The organism is Actinomycetospora flava (genome assembly GCF_037400335.1).
In the GTDB taxonomy this organism is placed as follows: Bacteria; Actinomycetota; Actinomycetes; order Mycobacteriales; family Pseudonocardiaceae; genus Actinomycetospora; species Actinomycetospora flava.
Window position 1 is genome coordinate 18,203 of sequence record NZ_JBBEGM010000008.1, and the last position, 19,876, is coordinate 38,078.

The following is a 19,876-nucleotide window of genomic DNA, read 5'->3' on the forward strand; positions in this document are numbered from 1 at the left end:
GCCCGGCGCGTCCGGTCCCCGACGATCGATCGGGGCCCGAGTGCCCGGGCCGTACCCGTCCCACACCTGCACGCGGACGCCGTCGACCAGGGCTGTCGGGGTCGCGTGGGAAGCTCGGACCATGAGCACGACCACCGCGCAGGGGCCAGGAGACGCCTGTGCCGCCGACGCGGGTGCCCCCGCCGCGACGCCGCCGCGGCCGGTCCTGCTCGACGCCGCCGCCACGACGCGCTGCCGCCGCCGGGTCCACCTCGAGCACGTGCCGGCGGAGGACCTCGCGCCGGGCGGCCCGCCCCCGGGTGACGACGCCGACCCCGGCGTGGCGATGCGCAAGGCGGACGCGGCGAGCCACCGCGCGACGCTCGCCGCCCGCTGGGCCGAGCTCCTGGGCGCGGGCTGGACCGCCGTGCCGGCGGCGCCCACCGCGCGCGAGCGCGCCGCGGCCACCCGGGCGGTCCTCGTGGACACCACGGCCGACGTGGTCGGGGGCGCGGAGCTCCCGGCGGGCGAGGGGCGCCGCGGGCACGCGGAGGCGCTGGTCCGGGCGGTGCCCGGCGACGCGGCGTCCGGGTGGTGGCCGCTGATCGTCGTGCGCCACCGCATCACCGACCCCGGCGAGGGCGCGCTCACCTCGCCGCTCGGCCGGCCGCACCCCGACGCGGCCGCCCCCGACGACGCGCGGCGGGTGCGCACGGTGACGCGCGACGTGCTGCGCCTGGCCCACCTCCACCGCATGCTGCGCGCGGCCGGGCTCGCGCCGCCGGAGGACGCCGGGGCGCCGGTGTGGGGCGGCATCGTCGGCCTCGACGCCGACGTCGTGGTGTGGGTCGACCTCGCGGGCTCGGCGGGGTCCGGGCGCAGCACGCTCGAGACCTACGACCGCCGCCACGCCGACCGGTTGGCCGTCGCGGAGGCCGCCCGCTCCCGCCGCCCGGCGCTGGCCGAGCCCTCGCGGATCACCGAGTGCCGCCGCTGCCCGTGGTGGCCGACGTGCGAGACGGCGCTGCGCGCGGTCGACGACGTCAGCCTCGTCGTCCGGGGCGACGCGGCGTTGCGCCTGCGCGGTCGCGGCGTCACCACGGTCCGCGAGCTCGCGGCGCTCGACCCGGCCGCGGGGCTGCCCGGCCCGGAGCCCGACCCCGAGACCCCCGAGGCGGGCGAGGTCCCCGATCTGGTCGAGGCGGTGGCGCTCGCGCGGGCCTGGAGCCGCGACGTCCCGCTCGTGCGTCGTGTCGCGCGCCCCACCGTCGCGCGGGGCGACGTCGAGGTCGACGTCGACATGGAGAGCCTCGGCGAGGACGGCGCCTATCTCTGGGGCGCGCTGCTCTCGGGCGCGGACATCGGGCTCGAGCCGGGCTACCGGGCCTTCGTCACCTGGGACCCCCTGCCGACCCGCGACGAGGGCCGCTCCTTCGGGGAGTTCTGGACCTGGCTCTCCGACGTGCGCGCCCGCTGCGCGGAGCGCGGGCTGGTGATGCGCGCCTACTGCTACAACGAGCAGGCGGAGAACCGCTGGTTGCGGGGGTCCGTCGAGCGGTTCGGCGGCATGCCGGGGGTGCCGCCGGCCGCGGAGGTGGAGGAGTTCATCGCCTCCGACGCGTGGATCGACCTGTTCCCCGTGGTCAGCGAGTCGTTCCTCTGCCCGCACGGCAAGGGCCTCAAGCGGGTCGCGCCCTCGGCGGGGTTCGCCTGGCACGACCCGGAGGCGGGCGGCGAGAACTCCATGCGCTGGTACCGCGACGCGGTCGGGCTCGACGGCGGCGAGCCCGACCCGGCGCAGCGCGAGCGGCTCCTCGTCTACAACGCCGACGACGTCCGGGCCACGTGGACGCTGCGCACGTGGCTGACGTCGGACCGCGTCCTCGAGGTGCCCTACCTCGAGGACCTCACGGCCTGACCCCTACCGAGGCTGCATGCGCAGGCCGCCGTCGAACCGGATCACCTCGCCGTTGAGGTAGTCGTGCTCGATGATCTGGGCCACGAGCTGCGCGTACTCGTCGGGGCGCCCGAGACGCTTCGGGAACGGGATGCCCTCGGCGAGCTGCTCGCGGAACGACTCCTCGACGCCGGCCAGCATCGGGGTGTCGATGATGCCGGGCGCGACGGTCATGACGCGGATGCCGTACTGGGCGAGGTCGCGGGCGGCCGGCACGGTCATGCCGACGACCCCGCCCTTCGAGGCTGCGTAGGCGACCTGGCCGATCTGGCCCTCGAACGCCGCGACCGACGCCGTGTTGACGACGACGCCGCGGGCGCCGTCGGCGAGCGGCTCGGTCTGCGCGATCGCCTCGGAGGCGAGCCGCATGACGTTGAAGGTGCCGATGAGGTTGACGCCGATGACCTGGTTGAACACGCCCAGGTCGTGCGGGCCCTTCTTCGACAGCACGCGGCCGGCGGTCCCGATGCCCGCGCAGTTGACGACGATGCGCAGCGGCACGCCGGTGGCCGTGGCCGCCTCGACCGCGGCGGCCACCTGGTCGCCGTCGGTGACGTCGGCGCCCACGTAGTCGACGTTGTCCAGCGCCTCAGCGCCGTCGACGGCCTTCGGCAGGTCGATGGCGACGACCCGCGCGCCCTGCTTGGCCAGCCGGCGGACGGTGGCGCCACCGAGGCCGGAGGCCCCTCCGGTGACGATCGCGGCGACGTCGTTGGTGTCCATCTCTCTGCGGCGCTCCTCTGCGGCACGGGGTCGTTCCGGCGCGGAGGCTATCCCCGACACCCGCGGCCGGTCAGCCCTGACTGCCGGTGAACGCCGACACGTCCCGATCAGGGGCGGGCGATCCCCAGCTGGTAGTCGTCGAGGTAGCGCGACGCGAACCCGGCCTCGGAGTAGGCCAGGTAGAAGTCCCACATCCGCACGAACGTCTCGTCGAACCCGAGAGCGCGCACCTCCTCGGCGCGGGCGAGGAACGTCGCGCGCCACCGGCGCAGCGTCTCGGCGTAGTCGAGCCCGATCGAGCGACGGTCGACGACCTGCATCGTCGTGTGCCGGGCGAGCGTGTCGTCGACGGCCTCGAGGCTCGGGATGAGCCCGCCGGGGAAGACGTACTTGTGGATCCAGGTGTACGACGACTTGGTCGCCTCGAGCCGGTGGTGCGGCATCGTGATCGACTGCAGGCCGAACCGTCCGCCGGGGGCGAGCAGCCGGTCCACGGTGCGGAAGTACTCCGGCCAGAACCGCTCGCCGACCGCCTCGATCATCTCGATGCTGATCACGGCGTCGTAGGTGCCCGCGGCCTCGCGGTAGTCGCGGACGTCGATGGTGATCCGGTCGGAGACCCCGGCGCGCTCGGCGCGGGCGCGCGCGAGCTCGGCCTGCTCCACCGACAGCGTCAGCGTCGTGACCCGGGCCCCGCGCCGGGCCGCCCGGATCGCGGCCTCGCCCCACCCGGTGCCGATCTCGAGGACGTGCTGGCCCGCGCGCACCCCGGCCAGGTCGAGGATGCCGTCGATCTTGCGGTGCTGGGCGTCGACGAGCGGCTCGTCCGGGCGCTCCGGGTCGAACCAGGCGGCGGAGTACATCATCGACTCGTCGAGGAAGAGCGCGAACAGGTCGTTCGACAGGTCGTAGTGCCGGTGCACGTTCTCCTGGGAGACCTCCGCGTCGGCGGCGACCTCCTCGCGCGGCTGGCCGCGGTCGTAGAGACGGCGCAGGTTGCGCAGGGGACGGGGGACCAGCTCCTCGATGTGGTCGGTCATCACACGGAGCACGCCGACGAGGTCGTCGGAGTCCCAGTCGCCGACCATCCAGCCCTCGCCGAACCCGATGAGGCCCTGGCGGCCGAGGCGGGTGAAGAAGGCCTCGGGGCGGATCAGGCGGAGGCCGGGCCCCAGCGGGTCACCCTCCACCGAGCCGTCGGGCCACACGAGGTGCATCGGCAGACGCTTGACCGCCGACCGCACGAGGCCGCGGGCCACCGTCATGCGCAGACGGTTCTCGCCCGGGTCCTGCAGGCCCGGCCAGACACCCTCCGCGGGACGCGGCAGGACGCGGTCGCGCGCGGCGGGGGTCGCGGTGGTGCGCGAGGTCGGAGACACGGAGACGTCCTCTCGTCCGCGGCCGTGGGGGTCGACCGCACAGGGCATCGCGACGCCCTCGTGCGCCGCATTCGCCGCCACCTTCGTCAGGGACCGCCGGGGTGTTCGCAGCATTTCGCCGAGATCACGCCGACGGTCGTCGAGCTGATGATCCACTCACGGACCGCTGCCGTGCGTTACCGTGCGGAACCTGCCCAGCTCGGACGGTGCCCGTGCCGCATGCGGCGGGGTCGCGGAGGAAGGTGTGATGGGCGTCCCGGAGCAGCTGCGTCGCCTCGACGAGGACCTGGCCACCGGGCGGGTCGACGCCGAGTCCTACCGGCGGCGCCGCGACGAGATCCTCGCCTCCCGGCTGCCGCCGGCACCCCCGCCGCCGGCCCGCGACGAGCTCGACGACAGCGAGATCGACGCCGCCGACCAGGAGCTCGGGTTCGACGACGGGTTCGACACCGACGTCGCCGCGCGCGGCAACGGGCGCGGGTCCTCGCACGCGTCGCCGTCCGCGCCCTCCTCGCCGTCCGCGCCCGCCGTGCCCTCCGTGCCCGCCTCACCCCGGCAGCCGCCGCCCGGCGGGCCCCGACCTCCGGTGCCGCCGCCCGGCAGGCCCGACCGTCCCGACCGGCCGGCGGCGCCCCCGCGGGGCGGACCGCCCCCGACCGACCGGCGCCCGCCGCCGCCCCCGGAGCGGCGGAGCACCGGACCGGCGGCGCCCCCGGAGACGGGTGCCCCACGGCCGCCGGCCGGCCGGACGCCGCCCCCGCCGGGCACGCCGCGCGCGCCGAGCGCGCCGACCCCGCCGAGCGCGCCGACCCCACCGAGCGCGCCGACCCCGCCGGCCGAGGCTCCGACCGGGGAGCGGCCAGCGCCCGAGACCCCGGTGACGCCGCCTCCGGCCGGGCCGGAGACGCCGGTCGCGGACGCCCCCACCGGCCGCGACGAGCCGCGGGCGACGATCCCGGCCGCCGGCTCGGTGGAGAGCGCGCTCGCACCCATCGCGGAGGCCACCCCTCCCGCGCGCGACGAGCCCCCTGTCGCGACGACGCCCTCCGACGCCCCGGAGCCGGAGGAACCCGAGACGCCGGAGGAGGACCCGCTCCCGGCCACCGACGCCGCTCCTGAGGACCACGCCATCGGCGGGATCGACGAGGACCGTCCCGACGGGGACACGCAGTGGACGCCGCTGCCCGGCCGTCCGGCGCGGGTCGCCACCCCGCCTGCCGACACACCGGAAGCCCCCGGGACGGCCGAGACCCCCGGGACCGCCGCCGTCGATCCCGAGGCACCCGCTCCGGACGTCCCGGCCCCGGACTCCGAGGACGGCGACGGCGCCCTGCCCCGCGGGATCCCCGTGCCCGCGACCGCCGCCGAGGCGCCGCCGTTGCCCGAGACCCGCCCGTCGTCACCCGCCCTGCGGCCCCCTCCGCCGCCCGTGGACGAGGACGAGGACGACGCCCGCACCGACGAGCGTCCGCTGCCGGCCGATCCCTTCCCGCCGCCGTTCCGGTGGTCGGCGGAGGACGCCGACGCCGAGGCGCACCCGGACACCACCCAGGTCGTGCGCGACGCGCCCGGCCCGGCCGCCGACCGCACGCAGGTCGTGACCCGCGACCAACCGGCGCCGGAGGCGACCCAGGTGGTGCCCCGGCGCCCGGCGGCCCCGCGGTTCCCGAGCGGTCCCGCGCGCCCCGGACCGCCCCCGCCGCCGGAGCGCACGCAGTTCGTGCCCGGCGCGGTGCCCGCGCGGGCGGCCGGGGGTGGCGTGGCGCGCCCCGAGGACACGGCCCCGCCGTGGGCGAGCGCCGCCGCCCGCTCGGAGGGCCTGCAGGGCCGCGAGCTGTTCGCCCGCGGACCGGGCCCGCGCGCCGGGGTCATCCTCGGGACCGTGGCGCTGCTCCTGCTCGTCGCGATCGTGCTCGTGGCGTCGATCGCGCTGGCCTGACGCCACCTCACTAGGCTCCCGGCCGTGGCGACCATGGTCAGCTTCCACGCGCACCCGGACGACGAGTGCATCTCCTGCGGCGGCGTCATGCGCGCGGCCGCCGACGCCGGGCACCGGGTGGTGCTCGTGGTCGCGACGCGCGGGGAGCACGGCGAGATCGTCCCCGGTGTGCTCGACGACGGCGAGACGCTGGCCGAGCGCCGGGTCAAGGAGACCCACGAGGCGGCGGCGGTGCTCGGGATCGCGCGGGTGGAGTTCCTCGGCTACGTCGACTCCGGGATGGTCGACACGGAGACCAACGGGCTGGACGGGTCGTTCTGGTCGGCCGACGTCGAGGAGGCCGCCGAGCGGCTCGCGGCGATCCTGCGCGACGAGGACGCCGAGGTCCTGACCTGCTACGACCGCATCGGCGGGTACGGCCACCCCGACCACATCCAGGTCCACCGGGTCGGCCGGCGCGCCGGGGAGCTCGCGGGCACGCCGCGGGTCTACGAGGCCACGTCCAACCGCGACGAGTTCCGCAAGCTGATGGCGATGGCCCGCGAGGCCGGCGAGGAGGACGGGCCCGACCTCGACCCCGAGTCCTTCGGCTCGCCCGAGTCGGAGCTCACCACGCGGGTCGACGTCACGCCGTACCTCGACGCCAAGCGGGCGGCGATGCGGGCGCACCGCAGCCAGATCGCCGACGACTCCTTCTTCCTCACCCTCGCCGACGACCGCTTCGCCCTGGCCTTCGGCACCGAGTGGTTCATCCGGACCGACGGCGACCCCGCGCACCGTGAGGACACCCTCTTCCCCGCGGAGCGCCCGCGCGACTCCGCTGGGTGATCGGCACTGCTCATGGCGCGACCCGCCGGGCCCTGACGCGGCGGCGCCGCACTGTTGTGGTGGTATGGGCCGACACCGGAGACACGGAAGGCGGAGTCGGCCGATGCCGAGCGTGACTGCCGTCGCGGGCCGAGAGAGGGTGTGAGGTGGCCACCGGGCTCGAGCCGTCCCCCACGACCGTTCCGGACGTCCCGTCCCCGCGCGACGGGGTCCGCGGGCGCGAGTTCCCCAGGCCGTCCCGGTCCACGCTGCTGATCGCCGCCGGCGGCGCCGTGCTGGGGGCGCTGCTGTTCGTCGTGGCGTACCGCGGGATGCCCGACGACTCCTACATCACCCTCGACTACGCGCGGAACCTCGCCGAGCTGGGGCACTGGGGGCTCACACCCTTCCGGGACGCGAACTCGGCGACCTCGCCGCTGAACGTCTGGCTCCTCGCCGCCGGCATCCTCGTCACCGGCCGGCCGGTCGTCGCGGTCGGCCTCCTGCTCGTGGCCACCACGGCGCTCACGGCGGTCTGGGCGGCCTCGCTGGCGCACGCGGTCCGCCGTCGCCGCGTGGTCGTCGCCGGCCTGGTGGTGGGGCTCGTCGTCACCTCGCCGATCTTCGCGAGCGTCGTCGGGATGGAGGCGTTCCTCGCCGCGGCGCTGCTGGTCGGGGTCGCGCGGTACGGCGCCGAGCGCCGCACGGTCCCGGCGGGCGTCGTGACGGGCCTCGCCGTCCTGACCCGCCCGGACCTCGCCCTGCCCGCCGTCGTGGTCCTCGCGGTCCTGTTCCTCACGCCGGCGCCGCGACGGTGGGGCCGGCTCGTCCGGACCCTCGCCACGGCGGTCGCGGTGGCCCTGCCGTGGCACGTGTGGTCGTGGTTCGCGCTCGGCAGCTTCGTCCCGGACAGCCTCGTGATCAAGATGGGGCAGTCGCCCCCGGAGGGCGAGGCGTTCGGCGACGGTCCGCTCTACCTCTACGAGCGCTGGCCCGCGGCCGCCCTGCTCATCGGGCTCGTCGTGGTGGCCGGGCTGCTCGCCCTCGGGGCCGCCGCCCTCGCCCTCGCCCGCGGTCGCGGGCAGCTCGCCGACCGCGTCGTGGTGGCGTGCGGGATCGCCGGGCTGGCGCACTACGCCGCGTACGCGGCCCTGGGTGTCGCCCCGTACACCTGGTACTACAGCCCGTCGCTCGCGCTGCTCACCGTGTGCGCGGCGCTCGGTGCCGCCGGGCACGTCGCCGCGAGGAGCGGTGCCGTCACGGGCCTGGTGCTGGTGGTCGGCCTCAGCGCCGGCGTCCAGGTCGCGCCCGGGGTGCCGTGGACCGCCCCGATCATCTTCGGCAACTGGACGACGGCCGACCAGTACCTGGCCGTGGGCCGCGAGCTCGGCGCCGCCCTCCCGCCCGGGACGAGCGTGCAGGCGACCGGCGAGATCGGGCTGCTCGCCTACGCGTGCGAGTGCGACATCGTCGACGGCTTCGCCGACCAGCGGCACATCATGGTGCAGGTCGCCGCTCTGGAGCAGGAGGCCGGACCGGTGACGCGGCTGCTCCTGGGGGTCAACTACCTCCACGCCGACCGGACGCCGCCGCGGCCGTTCGAGTACTCGCTGCGCTTCGAGCCCGGCTCCGGGGACGGGCCGGGGTGGCCGACCAGCGGTGGCCCCGGACGGGGCGCAGGACGGTTCGTCCTCGGGCCGGCGGGCCCGCAGATCGGTTGGGCCGGCTGAGCGCGGCCCAGACCTCGATGATCCAGCCGAGGACTCAGCCCTCGAGGATGTAGCCGCGCCCGCGCACCGTGCGGATGCGCTCCGCGCCGAGCTTGCGGCGCAGGTAGCCGATGTAGACCTCGACGATGTTCGAGGTCGGCGGCCCGCCCCACACGCGGGTGACGAGCTGCTCCTGGGACATCGCCTGCCCGCGCGGGTGGCGGATGAGCGCGTCGACCACCGCGTACTCGGTGCGCGACAGGCTGACCGGCTTGTTCTCGACGAAGACCTGCTCGAGCGCCGTGTCCACCGCCACCTCGCCGCGGCGCAGGAACAGCTGCGCGGTCGGGCGGTCGTCCCCGAGGCGCAGGCGCAGGCGCGCCAGCAGCTCCTCCATGGGGAAGGGCGTGACCAGGTAGTCGTCCTGCGTCGCGCGCAGGGTCGACACCGTGCGGTCACGGGCCTCGGGGCTGGTCAGCGCGATGATCGGGGTGCGTGGGCTGTCGCGGTGCAGGTCCGCCAGCACCTCGACGGGCCGCAGTCCCGGCATCTCCACGTCCAGCACGACGGCCCGCGCCCCGCTGGCACGCGCGGTCGCCCCGACGCTCCAGCTCTCACGGAGGAGCTGGGGTTCGAAGCCGTGCGACCGCAACGTCCCGACCAGGACGCTCGTTGTGCGATGGGAAGGGGCCACGCACAGCACGCGGCCCCGCTCCGCGCCCGCATAACGATCAGGTCTCATCGCGGTCCAGCTTGTACCGGGACGCGTTCGAGTTCAATCGACGAGCGGCGAGCGGAGACGTGATGCTCGTCCGACGCGCCGACCTGAGAACCACACGAGGCGAGCGGCCCACTTACTCATCCGTTCGGCCGCATCAGCCTGCCGGTCGTCGTGCCGAGCGGTCCTGCGAGCGGCGCCGGAACCTGAGATCTCTCAGATAAGCGGTCGCCGGACGGCCGTGTCCCTACCGTGACCTTCCGTCGGAGCCCGGGCGGCGACGCTCCCCCTTTCGCCCCTGCCGCCGTCCTGGCTCCGCCGACAACCACCGGCAGGACACCCGTGTCCCGCGCGTCGATTCCCCGGACGAGCTCCCCCGTCCCGGCGTCGCGGGCACCGTCAGGAGGTTCCCGTGCCCCGACGCGGACGACATCGCACCAACCTGCCGACACGGCTCATCGCAGCCGTGGCGGCCCTTCTGCTCACGGCCGGCGTCGTCGCCGTGGCCGGCTCGGCCGCCGCCGACGAGTCCGGCAACGGCGGCATCCTCGGTTCCCTCAGCAGCTCGTCCTCCGACGAGGGGTCCGAGGGCGATTCGGACGACTCCTCGGACGACGAGGGCAACCGGTCCGGCGACTCCGACGAGGGCTCCGACGACGACGGCGACCAGGGCGACCAGGGCGGTCAGGCCCAGGGCGACGAGAACGGCGACGAGGGCGACCAGGGTCAGGACGACCAGGGCGACCAGCAGCGTCGCGGCGACGAGAACAACGGGATGTCCCAGGACGTCGGCGAGGTCGACGCCGACAACGAGGGCGCGCAGGTCGAGGCCGCCGAGGCCGAGGACCCCTTCCCGGGCCGTGACCAGGCCGCGAACGCCGACGCCGGTGACTACGTCGAGATCGGCGACGTCGAGGCGAACGGCAACATCGGTGAGGGCGGCGTCTTCAACGGCGGGTCGTACAGCGTCGACTGCGGCGTGAGCGACCACAACAACTCGGACAACTACATGGCCGCGCCGGGCAAGAAGAACGGCGCCCAGCACGTCCACGACTACGTCGGCAACCAGACCACCGACGCGAACTCCGACGACGACCCGCTGCAGGAGGCGGCCGACGCCGGCCAGACCTCCTGCGTCAACGGCGACGGCTCGGCCTTCTTCTGGCCGGTTTTGCGTGACATCAACGGCCAGAGCCCCGACGAGGGCGAGGACGGCGGCAGCCTCGACGGCAACAATGGCTCGATCATCAAGCCGGCCTCGGCCGACCTGACGTTCCACGGCCACGGCGACCGCGAGATCACCGCCATGCCCAGCCACCTCATGATGATCATGGGGAACGCGAAGCAGGGTGCTCAGGACGGCAAGAACGTCAACGCCAAGTACACGTGCTCCGGCGCCGGCAACGAGAACCGGATCACCGAGCAGTACCCGATCTGCGGGGCGAACGAGCAGCTGACGCGCATCCTCGACTACCCGAGCTGCTGGGACGGCGAGAACCTGGAGTCCAAGGACTTCCGCTCGCACATCTTCTTCCCGGACGCCCAGGGCAACTGCGAGGAGGACCAGGAGCCGATCCCGGCCCTGCGCATCACCCTGAAGTACGACCAGCCCGAGGGCCGGACGTTCCAGATCGACAGCTTCCCGAACGAGCAGCACGACCCGAAGACCGACCACTCCGACTTCCACAACATCGCCAGCCAGGCGTCGAACGACGCGGGAGCGGACTGCATCAACAACGACCAGCGGTGCGCCAACCTGCAGCAGTAGGCCGCACTCCGCACGACCCCGAGGGGCCGTCCCCGTGATCCTCGCGATCACGAGGGCGGCCCCTCGTCGTGTGTGCTTCGCGTACGGTCGTCGGCAGGCGCCGACCGGCGCTCACGGGAGTCCGGAGCCACCGGGCTGAGAGGGGACCTGCCAGCGGTCCCGACCGTCGGAACCTGATCCGGATCATGCCGGCGCAGGGAGGCTGACCTTGAGCACGTCCGCATCGACCTCGGCGTCCGAGAACCCCGAGGTCGCCCCCACCCTCGACGGCCCCGTGCCGAAGACCCTCGGTTTCCTCGACCAGGGCGCGTTCTGGGCCAACCTCGGCGTGAGCCTGCTCGGCTTCGCCGGGGTCCTCGCGGTGCTGCAGCCGGCGGGCGCCCCGCCGCTGACCGTCACCGCCGCCGTCGTCGCGACCGTCGTCGGCACCCTCATCGGCAGCGCCATGGTCGGCGTCTCGGCGATGCCGGGCGCCGCGACCGGCGCGCCGGCGATGGTCCTGCTCCGCGGCCTGTTCGGCGGCGTCCTGTCCTGGGTGCCGTCGGTGCTCAACGTCGTGCAGCTCATCGGCTGGGGCACGTTCGAGCTGGTCGTCATCGCCCAGGCCGGCACGCTGGCGCTCGGCGGCCCGACCTGGGCGTGGGTGCTCGGCGCCGGGGTCGTCACCACCCTGCTCACGCTGCGTCCGCTCGGGATGCTGCGCCTGCTGCGCCGGGTCGTGACGATCCTCGTCGCGATCTCGGTGGCCTACCTCGCCTGGTGGCTGTTCACGAGGCCCGAGCTCGACCTCGGCGCCGGCGGCGGCTCCTGGGCAGGGTTCTGGGCGGGCACCGACGCCGCGATCGCCGTCGCCGTGTCGTGGATCCCGGTCGCGTCGGACTTCTCGCGGCACTCGCGGCGCGTCTCGACGGCCTTCACCGCGGCCACCGTCGGCTACGGGGTCACCCAGATCGTCTGCTTCGTCGTCGGCCTCGCCGCCCTGGCCCTGGTCGGGGGCAACGGGGACGAGGTGTTCGCGCCGATGCTCGCCGCGCCGCTCGGGCTCGTGGCGCTGCTCGTGCTCACGGCCCGCGAGACCGACCAGTCCTTCGCGAACGTCTACTCCACCGCGGTCTCGGTGCAGAACCTCGCGCCGCGTGCGGACCGCCGCGTGCTCTGCCTGGTGATCGGCACCGTCATCACCGTGCTCGCCCTCGGCGTGACGATCGACGACTACGCGGTCTTCCTCGCCGTCATCGGGTCGGTGTTCGTGCCGCTGCTCGGCGTGGGGGTCGGTGACGCGCTGGTGCGCCGCGGTGCGAGCCCGGACCTCTCGCGCTGGGCCCCGTCGCGCCCGCTCATGGTCGTCGCCTGGGTGATCGGTCTCGCGGTGTACCAGCTGGTCAACCCGGGTGGGGCGCCCGTCTGGTCGGACGCCTGGAGCGCCCTGCGCGACGCGCTCGGATTCACGCCGCCGTCGTGGCTCTCGGCGTCGCTGCTGTCGTTCGTGGTGGCCGCCGGGGTCGCCGCGGCCCTGGCCCGTCTGGAGCGGCGGGTGACGCGGGCGGGGTCCGTCCGGTAGGGCTGGATCCCGACAAGTCCGGGGGAGTCGAGCAGCGAGGAGGACCGTGGGCCGCCGCCTCCGTGCCGCCGGGCGCGAACTGCGCTCACCCGTGACGCTGCTCCTGGTCGTCGCCTGCGTGGTGGCCGGGGTCTGGGCCGCGCTGGTCCTCACGCCCGACCAGGACGTCGAGGCCTTCGGACAGCAGATCAGCGTCGGCGTCCAGCCGCCGAGCGCGACGGCGTCGGGACCGCCCCGGATCGTCCAGATCGGCAACACCAGCCTGGACGTCCCCGACGTGACGATCTACGGGCCGATCCGCCCGCAGCTCTCGATCGGCCCGGTCCAGCGCAACGAGACCGCCGGGTCCGCGTTCGAGTCGCTGGCCGACGGCGACAGCCCCACCGAGGCGCTGTCGGCGATCGTCTCGGGCTTCGAGCAGTGGTTCGGGAAGGCGACGCTGATCCTCGTCGCCGTGGTGCTGGGGGTGTGCGGGCTGGTCGGCTCGCTGCGGGTCCTCGCCACCCTCCGGTTCACCGCCCGCCGCTCCGGGGCCGGCGCCCGCCCGGCGGTCATCGCGCGGCGGCTCTCCCGGACGCTGACGTCGTCGACGATCACCGCGCTCGGCGTGTCGCTGCTGGTGTGGGGCGTGTGCGGCGTGCTGGCGGTGGCCGGGGCGCAGGAGCTGCGCAGCGCGCGGTCGCTCACCGACCTCACCGGCGCCCACCACGTCACCCCCTCGCCGGTCGGCCCGACGGTCTCCGGGGTGCGGGGCGTCGTCATCGGGGACTCGCGGGTGGCCCGGCTGGGCGGGACGCCGGCGCCGGACGCGTCGCCCGAGGACGTCGCGTGCGCCCGCAGCACCGACTCGCTGGCCCGCCAGCTCGGCGCGGCCATCCGCGACGACGTCCTCAACCTCGCCTGCTCGGGCGCCCGCATCACCGGCGGGCTGCGCGCACCCCAGCAGACGGGCGGGGTCACGGTGCCGCCGCAGATCGGGCGCCTCAAGCAGGTCGAGGACCCGGCGTTCGTCGTCGTCGCGGTCGGCCCGAACGACCTGAACTGGACCGACCTCATCGGCTACTGCTACGCGGTCACCGACTGCGCGGACAACTTCACCGCCGGCGAGTTCTCCTACCGGCTGGCGGCCTTCGACCGCGACTACGCCGACCTGCTCGCCGACCTCGCGACGCTGCCGTCCAAGCCGCGCGTGGTGGTCATGACCAGCTACGACGTGCTGAAGCCCGACGCGCGGTGCTCCACCGCGCGCGGCCCGCTGCAGTACCCCGGGCTGACCCCCGAGGAGATCCAGCTGCTCGCCGACCGCAACGCCCGGCTCAACGGGGTGCTCGCGGCCGGCGCCGCGCGCTACGGGTTCGACGTCGTCGCGCCGCCGCTGACCCCGCTGTGCGAGCCCTCGCCGGACGGGCTGGGCCCGGACCTGCAGTCCCTCGAGGACCCGCACCCGTTCCACCCGACGGGCGTCGGCGAGCTGCGCCTCGCCATCCCGGTCGTCGACCGGATCGGGCTGCCGCCGGCCGCGGCGCCGCCCCCGGGCTGACGCATCGATCGGGATGTCAGGGGCTACTCCGTCGCCGTGAAGATGCGGACACTGGGCGGGACCGGCATCAAGGTCAGCCCCTACTGCCTCGGCGCCATGATGTTCGGCGCCTGGGGCAACACGGACCACGACGACTCGATCAGGATCATCCACCGCGCGCTGGACGCCGGGATCAACTTCGTCGACACCGCCGACGTCTACGCGCAGGGCGAGTCCGAGGAGATCGTCGGCAAGGCCCTGCAACAACTCCCGCCCACCCGCCGGGACGACATCGTGCTCGCGACCAAGGCCCACGCGCCGATGGGCGACGACCCGAACCGCCGCGGCAACTCGCGCCGGTGGCTCGTCACCGAGGTCGAGAACTCGCTGCGCCGGCTGCAGACCGACCACCTGGACCTCTACCAGATCCACCGCCCCGATCCCGAGACCGACGTCGAGGAGACGCTCTCGGCGCTCACCGACCTCGTGCGCAGCGGCAAGGTCCGGGCGATCGGCTCGTCGACCTTCCCGGCCTCCGAGATCGTCGAGGCGCAGTGGGTCGCGGAGCGCCACGGGTACCAGCGGTTCCGCACCGAGCAGCCGCCCTACTCGATCCTCAACCGCGGCATCGAGCGCGAGGTGCTGCCGGTCTGCCGCCGCTACGGCATGGGCACGCTCGTCTGGAGCCCGCTGGCGATGGGAATGCTCACCGGGAAGATCCGCAAGGGTCAGGACGCCGGCACCCAGCGCGCGCACCGGTCGCCGGGCCGGTTCACCGACGAGCGCAAGCTCGACGCCGTCGAGGCCCTGATCCCGCTCGCCGAGAAGGCCGGCCTCTCGATGGTGCACATGGCGATGGCGTTCGCCGTGTCCCATCCGGCGGTCACCTCGGCGATCATCGGGCCCCGGACGATGGAGCAGCTCGAGGACGTCCTCGCGGGGGCCGAGGTCACCCTCGACGACGAGGTCCTCGACCGCATCGACGAGATCGTGCCGCCGGGAGTGGACGCCAACCCCGGCGATGTGTCCTACGAACCACCCGCCATCGGCGAAGTGGCCCAACGGCGTCGGCCGATCGCCGAGCGCGCCGCAGCGGGAAATTAATTCCCTGCTCCGCGGCGGATCAGCACCCGGAACCGGGCACTCCTCCTCGAGCGCTGACCGATGATTTCCCGCGTCCGGAAGGGGTCCCGCGATGGGCACCGTCGCCGTCGTGATCGTCATCGTGGTGGTGTTGCTGGTCGTCGCCGGCATCGCCGCCCTCGTGCTGTCGCGACGACGGCGACAACAGGAGCTCCAGCAGGAGTTCGGTCCCGAGTATGAGCGCCGCGTCTCCGAGACCGGCGACCGCAAGGAGGCCGAGCGGGAGCTGCGGCAGCGCAAGGAGCGCCACGACCAGCACCAGCTGCGGGACCTCCAGCCCGACGAGCGCCAGCGCTTCCACGCCGACTGGCAGCAGGTCCAGCGCGGGTTCGTCGACGACCCGGGCGGCGCGGTCGAGCACGCCGACGCGCTCCTCGTCACGATCATGCGGGCGCGTGGCTACCCCGTCGAGGGAGGCGAGCGGCGCACCGACGACCTCTCGGTCGCCCAGCCCCACCTCGTCGGGGACTACCGCGAGGCCCAGCGTGTGGTGACCGCCCACCGCCAGGGCACGGCGAGCACCGAGGACCTGCGCGGGGCGTTCACGGCGTTCCGCACCCTCGTGGAGGCCATGCTCGACGACGGCGGCGGGCGTGACGGCGATCAGCGAGGCGGCGACCACCGCGGTGTCGCCGGCACCACCGAGCGGATCCCGGGCGCCGGCGGCGGTGGGGACGACGGGCGGATCGGTCACCCGAACGCGGGCACGGAGCGGATCGCGCCCCAGCACGCGGCCGGTCCGGGCGCCCCTCCCGGGGGAGCGCCGCCGCAGGGCCCGCCGCCGCAGGGCGTGCCTCCGCAGGGCGTGCCCCAGCAGGCGCCGCCGCAGGGTGTGCCCCAGCAGGCCGCGCCTCCGCAGGGCGCGCCCCCGCAGGGTCCGCCCCCCGGCGGACCGGCCGGCCCGGGCCGGCCACCGTCGACGCCTCCCGCGTCCGGCGGACCCGACGGACACCAGGAGCGCAGGCGATGAGTCATCCCGAGCAGAGCCGGTCCACCGGCGGGCCGCAGGGCCACGAGCGCCCCGGCGGGTACGACGAGGACCCCCGGCAGGACCTGGGCGCGCAGGGCGGCGTCCAGCAGTGGAACGACCACCAGGCGCCCGGGCACGCCGCAGGGCCGGGTCAGGACCCGTACGGGCAGCAGCCCGGCGCGGGCCAGTACGGCGGGCAGCCGGGCGTCGACCAGTACGGCGGGCAGCCGGGCGCTCAGTACGCGGAGCAGCCCGGTGGCGGCCAGTACGGCGGGCAGCCGGGTGTGGACCAGTACGGCGGGCAGCCGGGCGGGCAGTACGTCGAGCAGCCCGGTGGCGGCCAGTACGGCGGCCAGCCGGGCGGTGGACAGGCCCAGCAGCACGGCCAGCACGTGGGCGAGGCGCCGCCCCAGCAGTACGGCGCGAACCAGGGCCAGCCCGGGCAGGCTCCCGGGCAGGTGCCGGGGCAGGGCGGTCAGCCCGGCGCGTACCCGGGGCCGCCCGATCACGGGACCGGCGCGCCCGGCGAGCCGGCCGGAGCTCCCGGCGACCAGCACGGCGGCCACCCCGGCGCGCGCGGGGACGGCGCGCACGACCCCGGGGACGCACGGCAGCCCGCCGAGCACGGCACGATCTTCGACTCGGAGCACGCCACCCGCTGGCGCACCCAGTGGGAGGACGTCCGGATGGCGTTCGTCGACCGGCCGCGCGATGCGGTGGCGCAGGCCGACGCGCTGGTCGGTGAGGTGCTCGAGGAGCTCTCGCGCACCTTCGCCCAGCAGCGCAGCGCGCTCGACCCGAACGCGCTCGGCGGCGACCCGTCGACCGAGGAGATGCGCCGCGCGGTGCAGCGCTACCGGGAGTTCTTCGACCGGCTGCTCACGCTGTAGCCGGCGGCTGCGGCCGCTAACGTGCGGTCGTGGTCACCACCAGCGGCTTCGGTCGCGTTCTCGATCGTCTCGCCCCGGTCGTCGGTGCGGTGACACGGGCGCACATCGCGCTCTATCGCCGCACCGGCGGCCGGCTCGGCCACACGATCCCGGGCATGCCGACGATGCTGCTGCTCGACCACGTCGGTGCCCGCTCGGGGCGACCGCGGACGACGCCGCTGCTCTACTTCACCCACCCCGACGACCCGGACGACGTCGTGATCGTCGCGTCGTACGGCGGGCACCCGCGCCACCCGGCGTGGTTCCACAACCTGCGTGCCCACCCCGACACGACCGTGCAGGTGCGCGACGAGGTCCGCCCCGTGCACGCCCGGGTCGCCGGCGACGAGGAGCGCGCGCGGCTCTGGCCGGCCGCCCTCGCGACCTACTCGCCGTTCGCCGGCTACCAGCGCCGCGCCGAGGAGGTCGGGCGCACGATCCCGTTCGTCGTGCTCACGCGTCGGCGCTAGCCACCGGCCGACCGTGCGCCCGTGGAGATCACGGGCGACGTCACGCACGCCGCTACCCCAGCCGCACGTGCTCCGGGCGCAGGTCCTCGACGCGCGAGACGCCCAGCAGCGCCATCGTCCGGCGGATCTCCGCGGTGAGGATCGTGCCCAGGCGTTCGACCCCGGGCTCGCCGCCGGCCATGAGCGCGTAGAGGTACGCGCGCCCCACCAGGCACCCCGAGGCGCCCAGCGCCACCGCGGCGACGATGTCCGCCCCCGACATGATGCCCGTGTCGAGCAGGACCTCGGCCTCGCCGCCGATCTCCGCGACCACCGAGGGCAGCGTCTCCAGCGGCACCGGCGCCCGGTCGAGCTGGCGCCCGCCGTGGTTGGACACCACGACCGCGTCGGCCCCGGCGTCCACCACCCGCCGCGCGTCCGCCGCGGTCTGGATCCCCTTGACCACGAGCTGCCCGTTCCATGTGGAACGGAGCCAGGCGAGGTCGTCGAGCGTGAGGTGCGGGTCGAACATCGTGTCGATGAGCTCGGAGACCGTGCCGCCCCACGAGGACAGCGCCGCGAACTCCAGGGGCTCGGTGGTGAGGACGTTCATCCACCAGTGCGGGTGGCGCGCCATGTCCAGCAGCGTGCGCGGGGTCAGCGCCGGGGGGATCGTGAGGCCGTTGTACGCGTCGCGCAGGCGGGCCCCGCCGACGGGCGTGTCCACGGTGAGCATCAGGGCCTCGTTGCCCGCCGCCTTCACCCGCTCGACGATCGCCGCGCTCGCCTCGCGGTCGCGCCAGAGGTAGAGCTGGAACCAGCGCCGGGTGTGCGGGGCGGCGAGGGCGAGGTCCTCGGGCGAGGTGGTGCCCATCGTCGAGAGGGTGTGCGGCACCCCCAGCGTCGCGGCCACGCGCGCGACCGCCGGCTCGCCCGCGTGGTGCATCATCCGGGTGAACCCGGTCGGCGCGAAGGCGAACGGGAACGCGGAGGGCCCGCCCAGCAGGGTGGTCGAGGTGTCGACGTGCGAGACGTCCTGCAGCACCGACGGCCGGAACTCCAGGCGGGAGAAGGCGTCGCGCGCGCGGCGCAGGGAGAGCTCGGCCTCGGCGGCGCCGTCGGTGTAGTCGAACACCGCCCGCGGGGTGCGGCGCCGGGCGATCGTGCGCAGGTCGGCGACGGTGTGGGCCCGCGCGAGCCGCCGCCGGGTCGGGTCCAGCTCGGGACGTGCGACCCGCAGCAGCGGGCGCAGCTCCGACGGGCGCGGCAGCCGGCGCGCCGTGCGTCCTGCGGTCGGGTGCTGCGGCGGGGTCGTCATCGGCCGGCTCCTCTTCGTGACGGTGGTGACGGCAGCGGTGACGCGGTCGTGACGGCACAGCCGTTGCTCACCGAACGGGGCCGGACGCGGAACGTCAAGGGAGACGGAGCGGAGCGGAGCTCGACCCGGGGGAGGGACGCTCCCGGCGCCGGGGGAGGGTCCACCCGTGGCGACGTCCGGTGCGGTACAACCATCCGGACGGGCCGGCACCGTCGGTCGGGGAGAGGACGAGGTCGTGAGCTACCCGCAGTCTTCGTGGAACGACGGCGACGTCGAGGTCCTCGGCCGACGACTCTGGGCCGGCGGGGTGGCCACGGCGATCGTCGCCGCGGGCATCGCCATCGTCGGCGTCCTGATCATCTCCAACGTCTTCGACCTGGGGATCCAGACCGCGCAGCGCAGCGGCGCCCTCGTCGACAACGCCATGACGATCATCCCGGTCTGCGCCGTGATCGCCGCGCTCGCCGGCACCGCGCTGCTGCACCTGCTGCTGCTCACGACGCCCCGCCCGGCGACGTTCTTCTCGGCGATCGTGCTGCTGGTGCTCGTGGTGCTGGTGCTGCAGGTGTTCCTCGCGGCCGGCGGCGTCGTCGACCACATCGCCACGGCGGTCCTCTACGCGGCGATCGGGCTGGCGATCATCTCGATGCTCTCGGGGGTCTCGCGGACCGCGGTCCGTCCGGCGGCGCAGGGCGGCTGGGGCGGTCGGCAGTACGACGGCCGCTACGACCAGCGCTACGGCAGCTACGACCAGCAGTACAACGACCCGTACGGCCAGCGCGACGAGCGCACCACCCGCTACGACCCGCGGGGGCCGCAGGGCGGCGGCCGCTGGGGGTGATCAACCGGGCGCCACGCGTGACGTTGCTTCTATTGACGCCCCCTTTCCTTGACCCCCGCTCCGGGGGCTGACGACGATCGATCCCGCGTGATGCTCCACGCGGGCGGTTCCTGCTGCCCGCGTCCAGCTTCCGTCGCCCTCCCCTGGGGAGGGTGACACCGGGAGGA

Annotated in this window: 16 protein-coding genes and 1 riboswitch; of the genes, 12 read left to right on the forward strand and 4 right to left on the reverse strand. The window is 74.9% G+C overall.

Annotated features, from left to right (window positions below; genetic code table 11):
* Positions 1–121: 121 nt before the first annotated feature.
* Positions 122–1,897, forward strand: a complete 1,776-nt coding sequence (locus tag WCD58_RS18930) for a TM0106 family RecB-like putative nuclease (RefSeq protein WP_337704621.1) — start codon at positions 122–124, stop codon at positions 1,895–1,897.
* 3 nt (positions 1,898–1,900) lie between these two features.
* Here the strand turns inward: WCD58_RS18930 and WCD58_RS18935 are convergent, their stop codons facing one another.
* Complete coding sequence (locus WCD58_RS18935; RefSeq protein WP_337704622.1) at positions 1,901–2,659, reverse strand: SDR family NAD(P)-dependent oxidoreductase; 759 nt, start codon at positions 2,657–2,659, stop codon at positions 1,901–1,903.
* 107 nt (positions 2,660–2,766) lie between these two features.
* Positions 2,767–4,038 carry a class I SAM-dependent methyltransferase gene (locus tag WCD58_RS18940; RefSeq protein ID WP_337704623.1) on the reverse strand — a complete coding sequence of 424 codons (1,272 nt, stop codon included), beginning with the start codon at positions 4,036–4,038 and terminating at the stop codon, positions 2,767–2,769.
* 247 nt (positions 4,039–4,285) lie between these two features.
* On the opposite strand from WCD58_RS18940, the gene WCD58_RS18945 reads away from it, so the two are divergent.
* The 3 genes from WCD58_RS18945 to WCD58_RS18955 all read left to right on the forward strand — a co-directional run bounded on the left by WCD58_RS18945 (position 4,286) and on the right by WCD58_RS18955 (position 8,514).
* Positions 4,286–5,977, forward strand: a complete 1,692-nt coding sequence (locus tag WCD58_RS18945) for a hypothetical protein (RefSeq protein WP_337704624.1) — start codon at positions 4,286–4,288, stop codon at positions 5,975–5,977.
* A gap of 24 nt (positions 5,978–6,001) precedes the next feature.
* A complete protein-coding gene (locus tag WCD58_RS18950) occupies positions 6,002–6,805 on the forward strand; it encodes a PIG-L family deacetylase (protein ID WP_337704625.1) in 804 nt (267 codons plus the stop codon).
* Positions 6,806–6,951: 146 nt separating this feature from the next.
* The gene (locus tag WCD58_RS18955) at positions 6,952–8,514 is read left to right on the forward strand and encodes an ArnT family glycosyltransferase (protein WP_337704626.1); all 1,563 of its coding nucleotides are present in this window, start codon (positions 6,952–6,954) and stop codon (positions 8,512–8,514) included.
* Between the two features lie 34 nt (positions 8,515–8,548).
* Here WCD58_RS18955 and WCD58_RS18960 read toward each other — a convergent pair whose 3' ends face one another.
* Complete coding sequence (locus WCD58_RS18960; protein ID WP_133826668.1) at positions 8,549–9,235, reverse strand: response regulator transcription factor; 687 nt, start codon at positions 9,233–9,235, stop codon at positions 8,549–8,551.
* A gap of 442 nt (positions 9,236–9,677) precedes the next feature.
* On the opposite strand from WCD58_RS18960, the gene WCD58_RS18965 reads away from it, so the two are divergent.
* The 7 genes from WCD58_RS18965 (at position 9,678) to WCD58_RS18995 (ending at position 17,571) form a co-directional block, all read left to right on the forward strand.
* The gene (locus tag WCD58_RS18965) at positions 9,678–10,979 is read left to right on the forward strand and encodes a DUF1996 domain-containing protein (protein ID WP_337704627.1); all 1,302 of its coding nucleotides are present in this window, start codon (positions 9,678–9,680) and stop codon (positions 10,977–10,979) included.
* A gap of 103 nt (positions 10,980–11,082) precedes the next feature.
* Positions 11,083–11,196: riboswitch (TPP riboswitch) on the forward strand.
* Positions 11,188–12,540 carry a purine-cytosine permease family protein gene (locus WCD58_RS18970; protein WP_337704628.1) on the forward strand — a complete coding sequence of 451 codons (1,353 nt, stop codon included), beginning with the start codon at positions 11,188–11,190 and terminating at the stop codon, positions 12,538–12,540. (Overlaps the previous riboswitch by 9 nt.)
* A 46-nt stretch (positions 12,541–12,586) precedes the next feature.
* Positions 12,587–14,080: a GDSL-type esterase/lipase family protein gene (locus tag WCD58_RS18975; protein ID WP_337704629.1), complete on the forward strand. Its 1,494-nt coding sequence runs from the start codon at positions 12,587–12,589 to the stop codon at positions 14,078–14,080.
* A gap of 36 nt (positions 14,081–14,116) precedes the next feature.
* Positions 14,117–15,163: an aldo/keto reductase gene (locus WCD58_RS18980; RefSeq protein WP_337704630.1), complete on the forward strand. Its 1,047-nt coding sequence runs from the start codon at positions 14,117–14,119 to the stop codon at positions 15,161–15,163.
* 91 nt (positions 15,164–15,254) lie between these two features.
* Positions 15,255–16,172, forward strand: coding sequence for a hypothetical protein (locus WCD58_RS18985; RefSeq protein WP_337704631.1), 918 nt, complete (start codon positions 15,255–15,257; stop codon positions 16,170–16,172).
* Complete coding sequence (locus WCD58_RS18990; RefSeq protein WP_337704632.1) at positions 16,169–17,062, forward strand: hypothetical protein; 894 nt, start codon at positions 16,169–16,171, stop codon at positions 17,060–17,062. The genes WCD58_RS18985 and WCD58_RS18990 overlap by 4 nt, the downstream gene beginning before the upstream one ends.
* 29 nt (positions 17,063–17,091) lie before the next feature.
* Positions 17,092–17,571, forward strand: a complete 480-nt coding sequence (locus WCD58_RS18995; protein ID WP_337704633.1) for a nitroreductase family deazaflavin-dependent oxidoreductase — start codon at positions 17,092–17,094, stop codon at positions 17,569–17,571.
* Positions 17,572–17,623: 52 nt separating this feature from the next.
* On the opposite strand, the gene WCD58_RS19000 is transcribed toward WCD58_RS18995, so the two are convergent.
* Entirely contained in the window at positions 17,624–18,868 is a 1,245-nt protein-coding gene (locus WCD58_RS19000) for an alpha-hydroxy acid oxidase (RefSeq protein ID WP_337704634.1), read from the reverse strand.
* Positions 18,869–19,103: 235 nt separating this feature from the next.
* On the opposite strand from WCD58_RS19000, the gene WCD58_RS19005 reads away from it, so the two are divergent.
* Positions 19,104–19,709 (forward strand): hypothetical protein, encoded by a 606-nt coding sequence (locus WCD58_RS19005; protein WP_337704635.1) that lies wholly within the window; start codon positions 19,104–19,106, stop codon positions 19,707–19,709.
* The last annotated feature ends 167 nt before the right edge of the window (positions 19,710–19,876 follow it).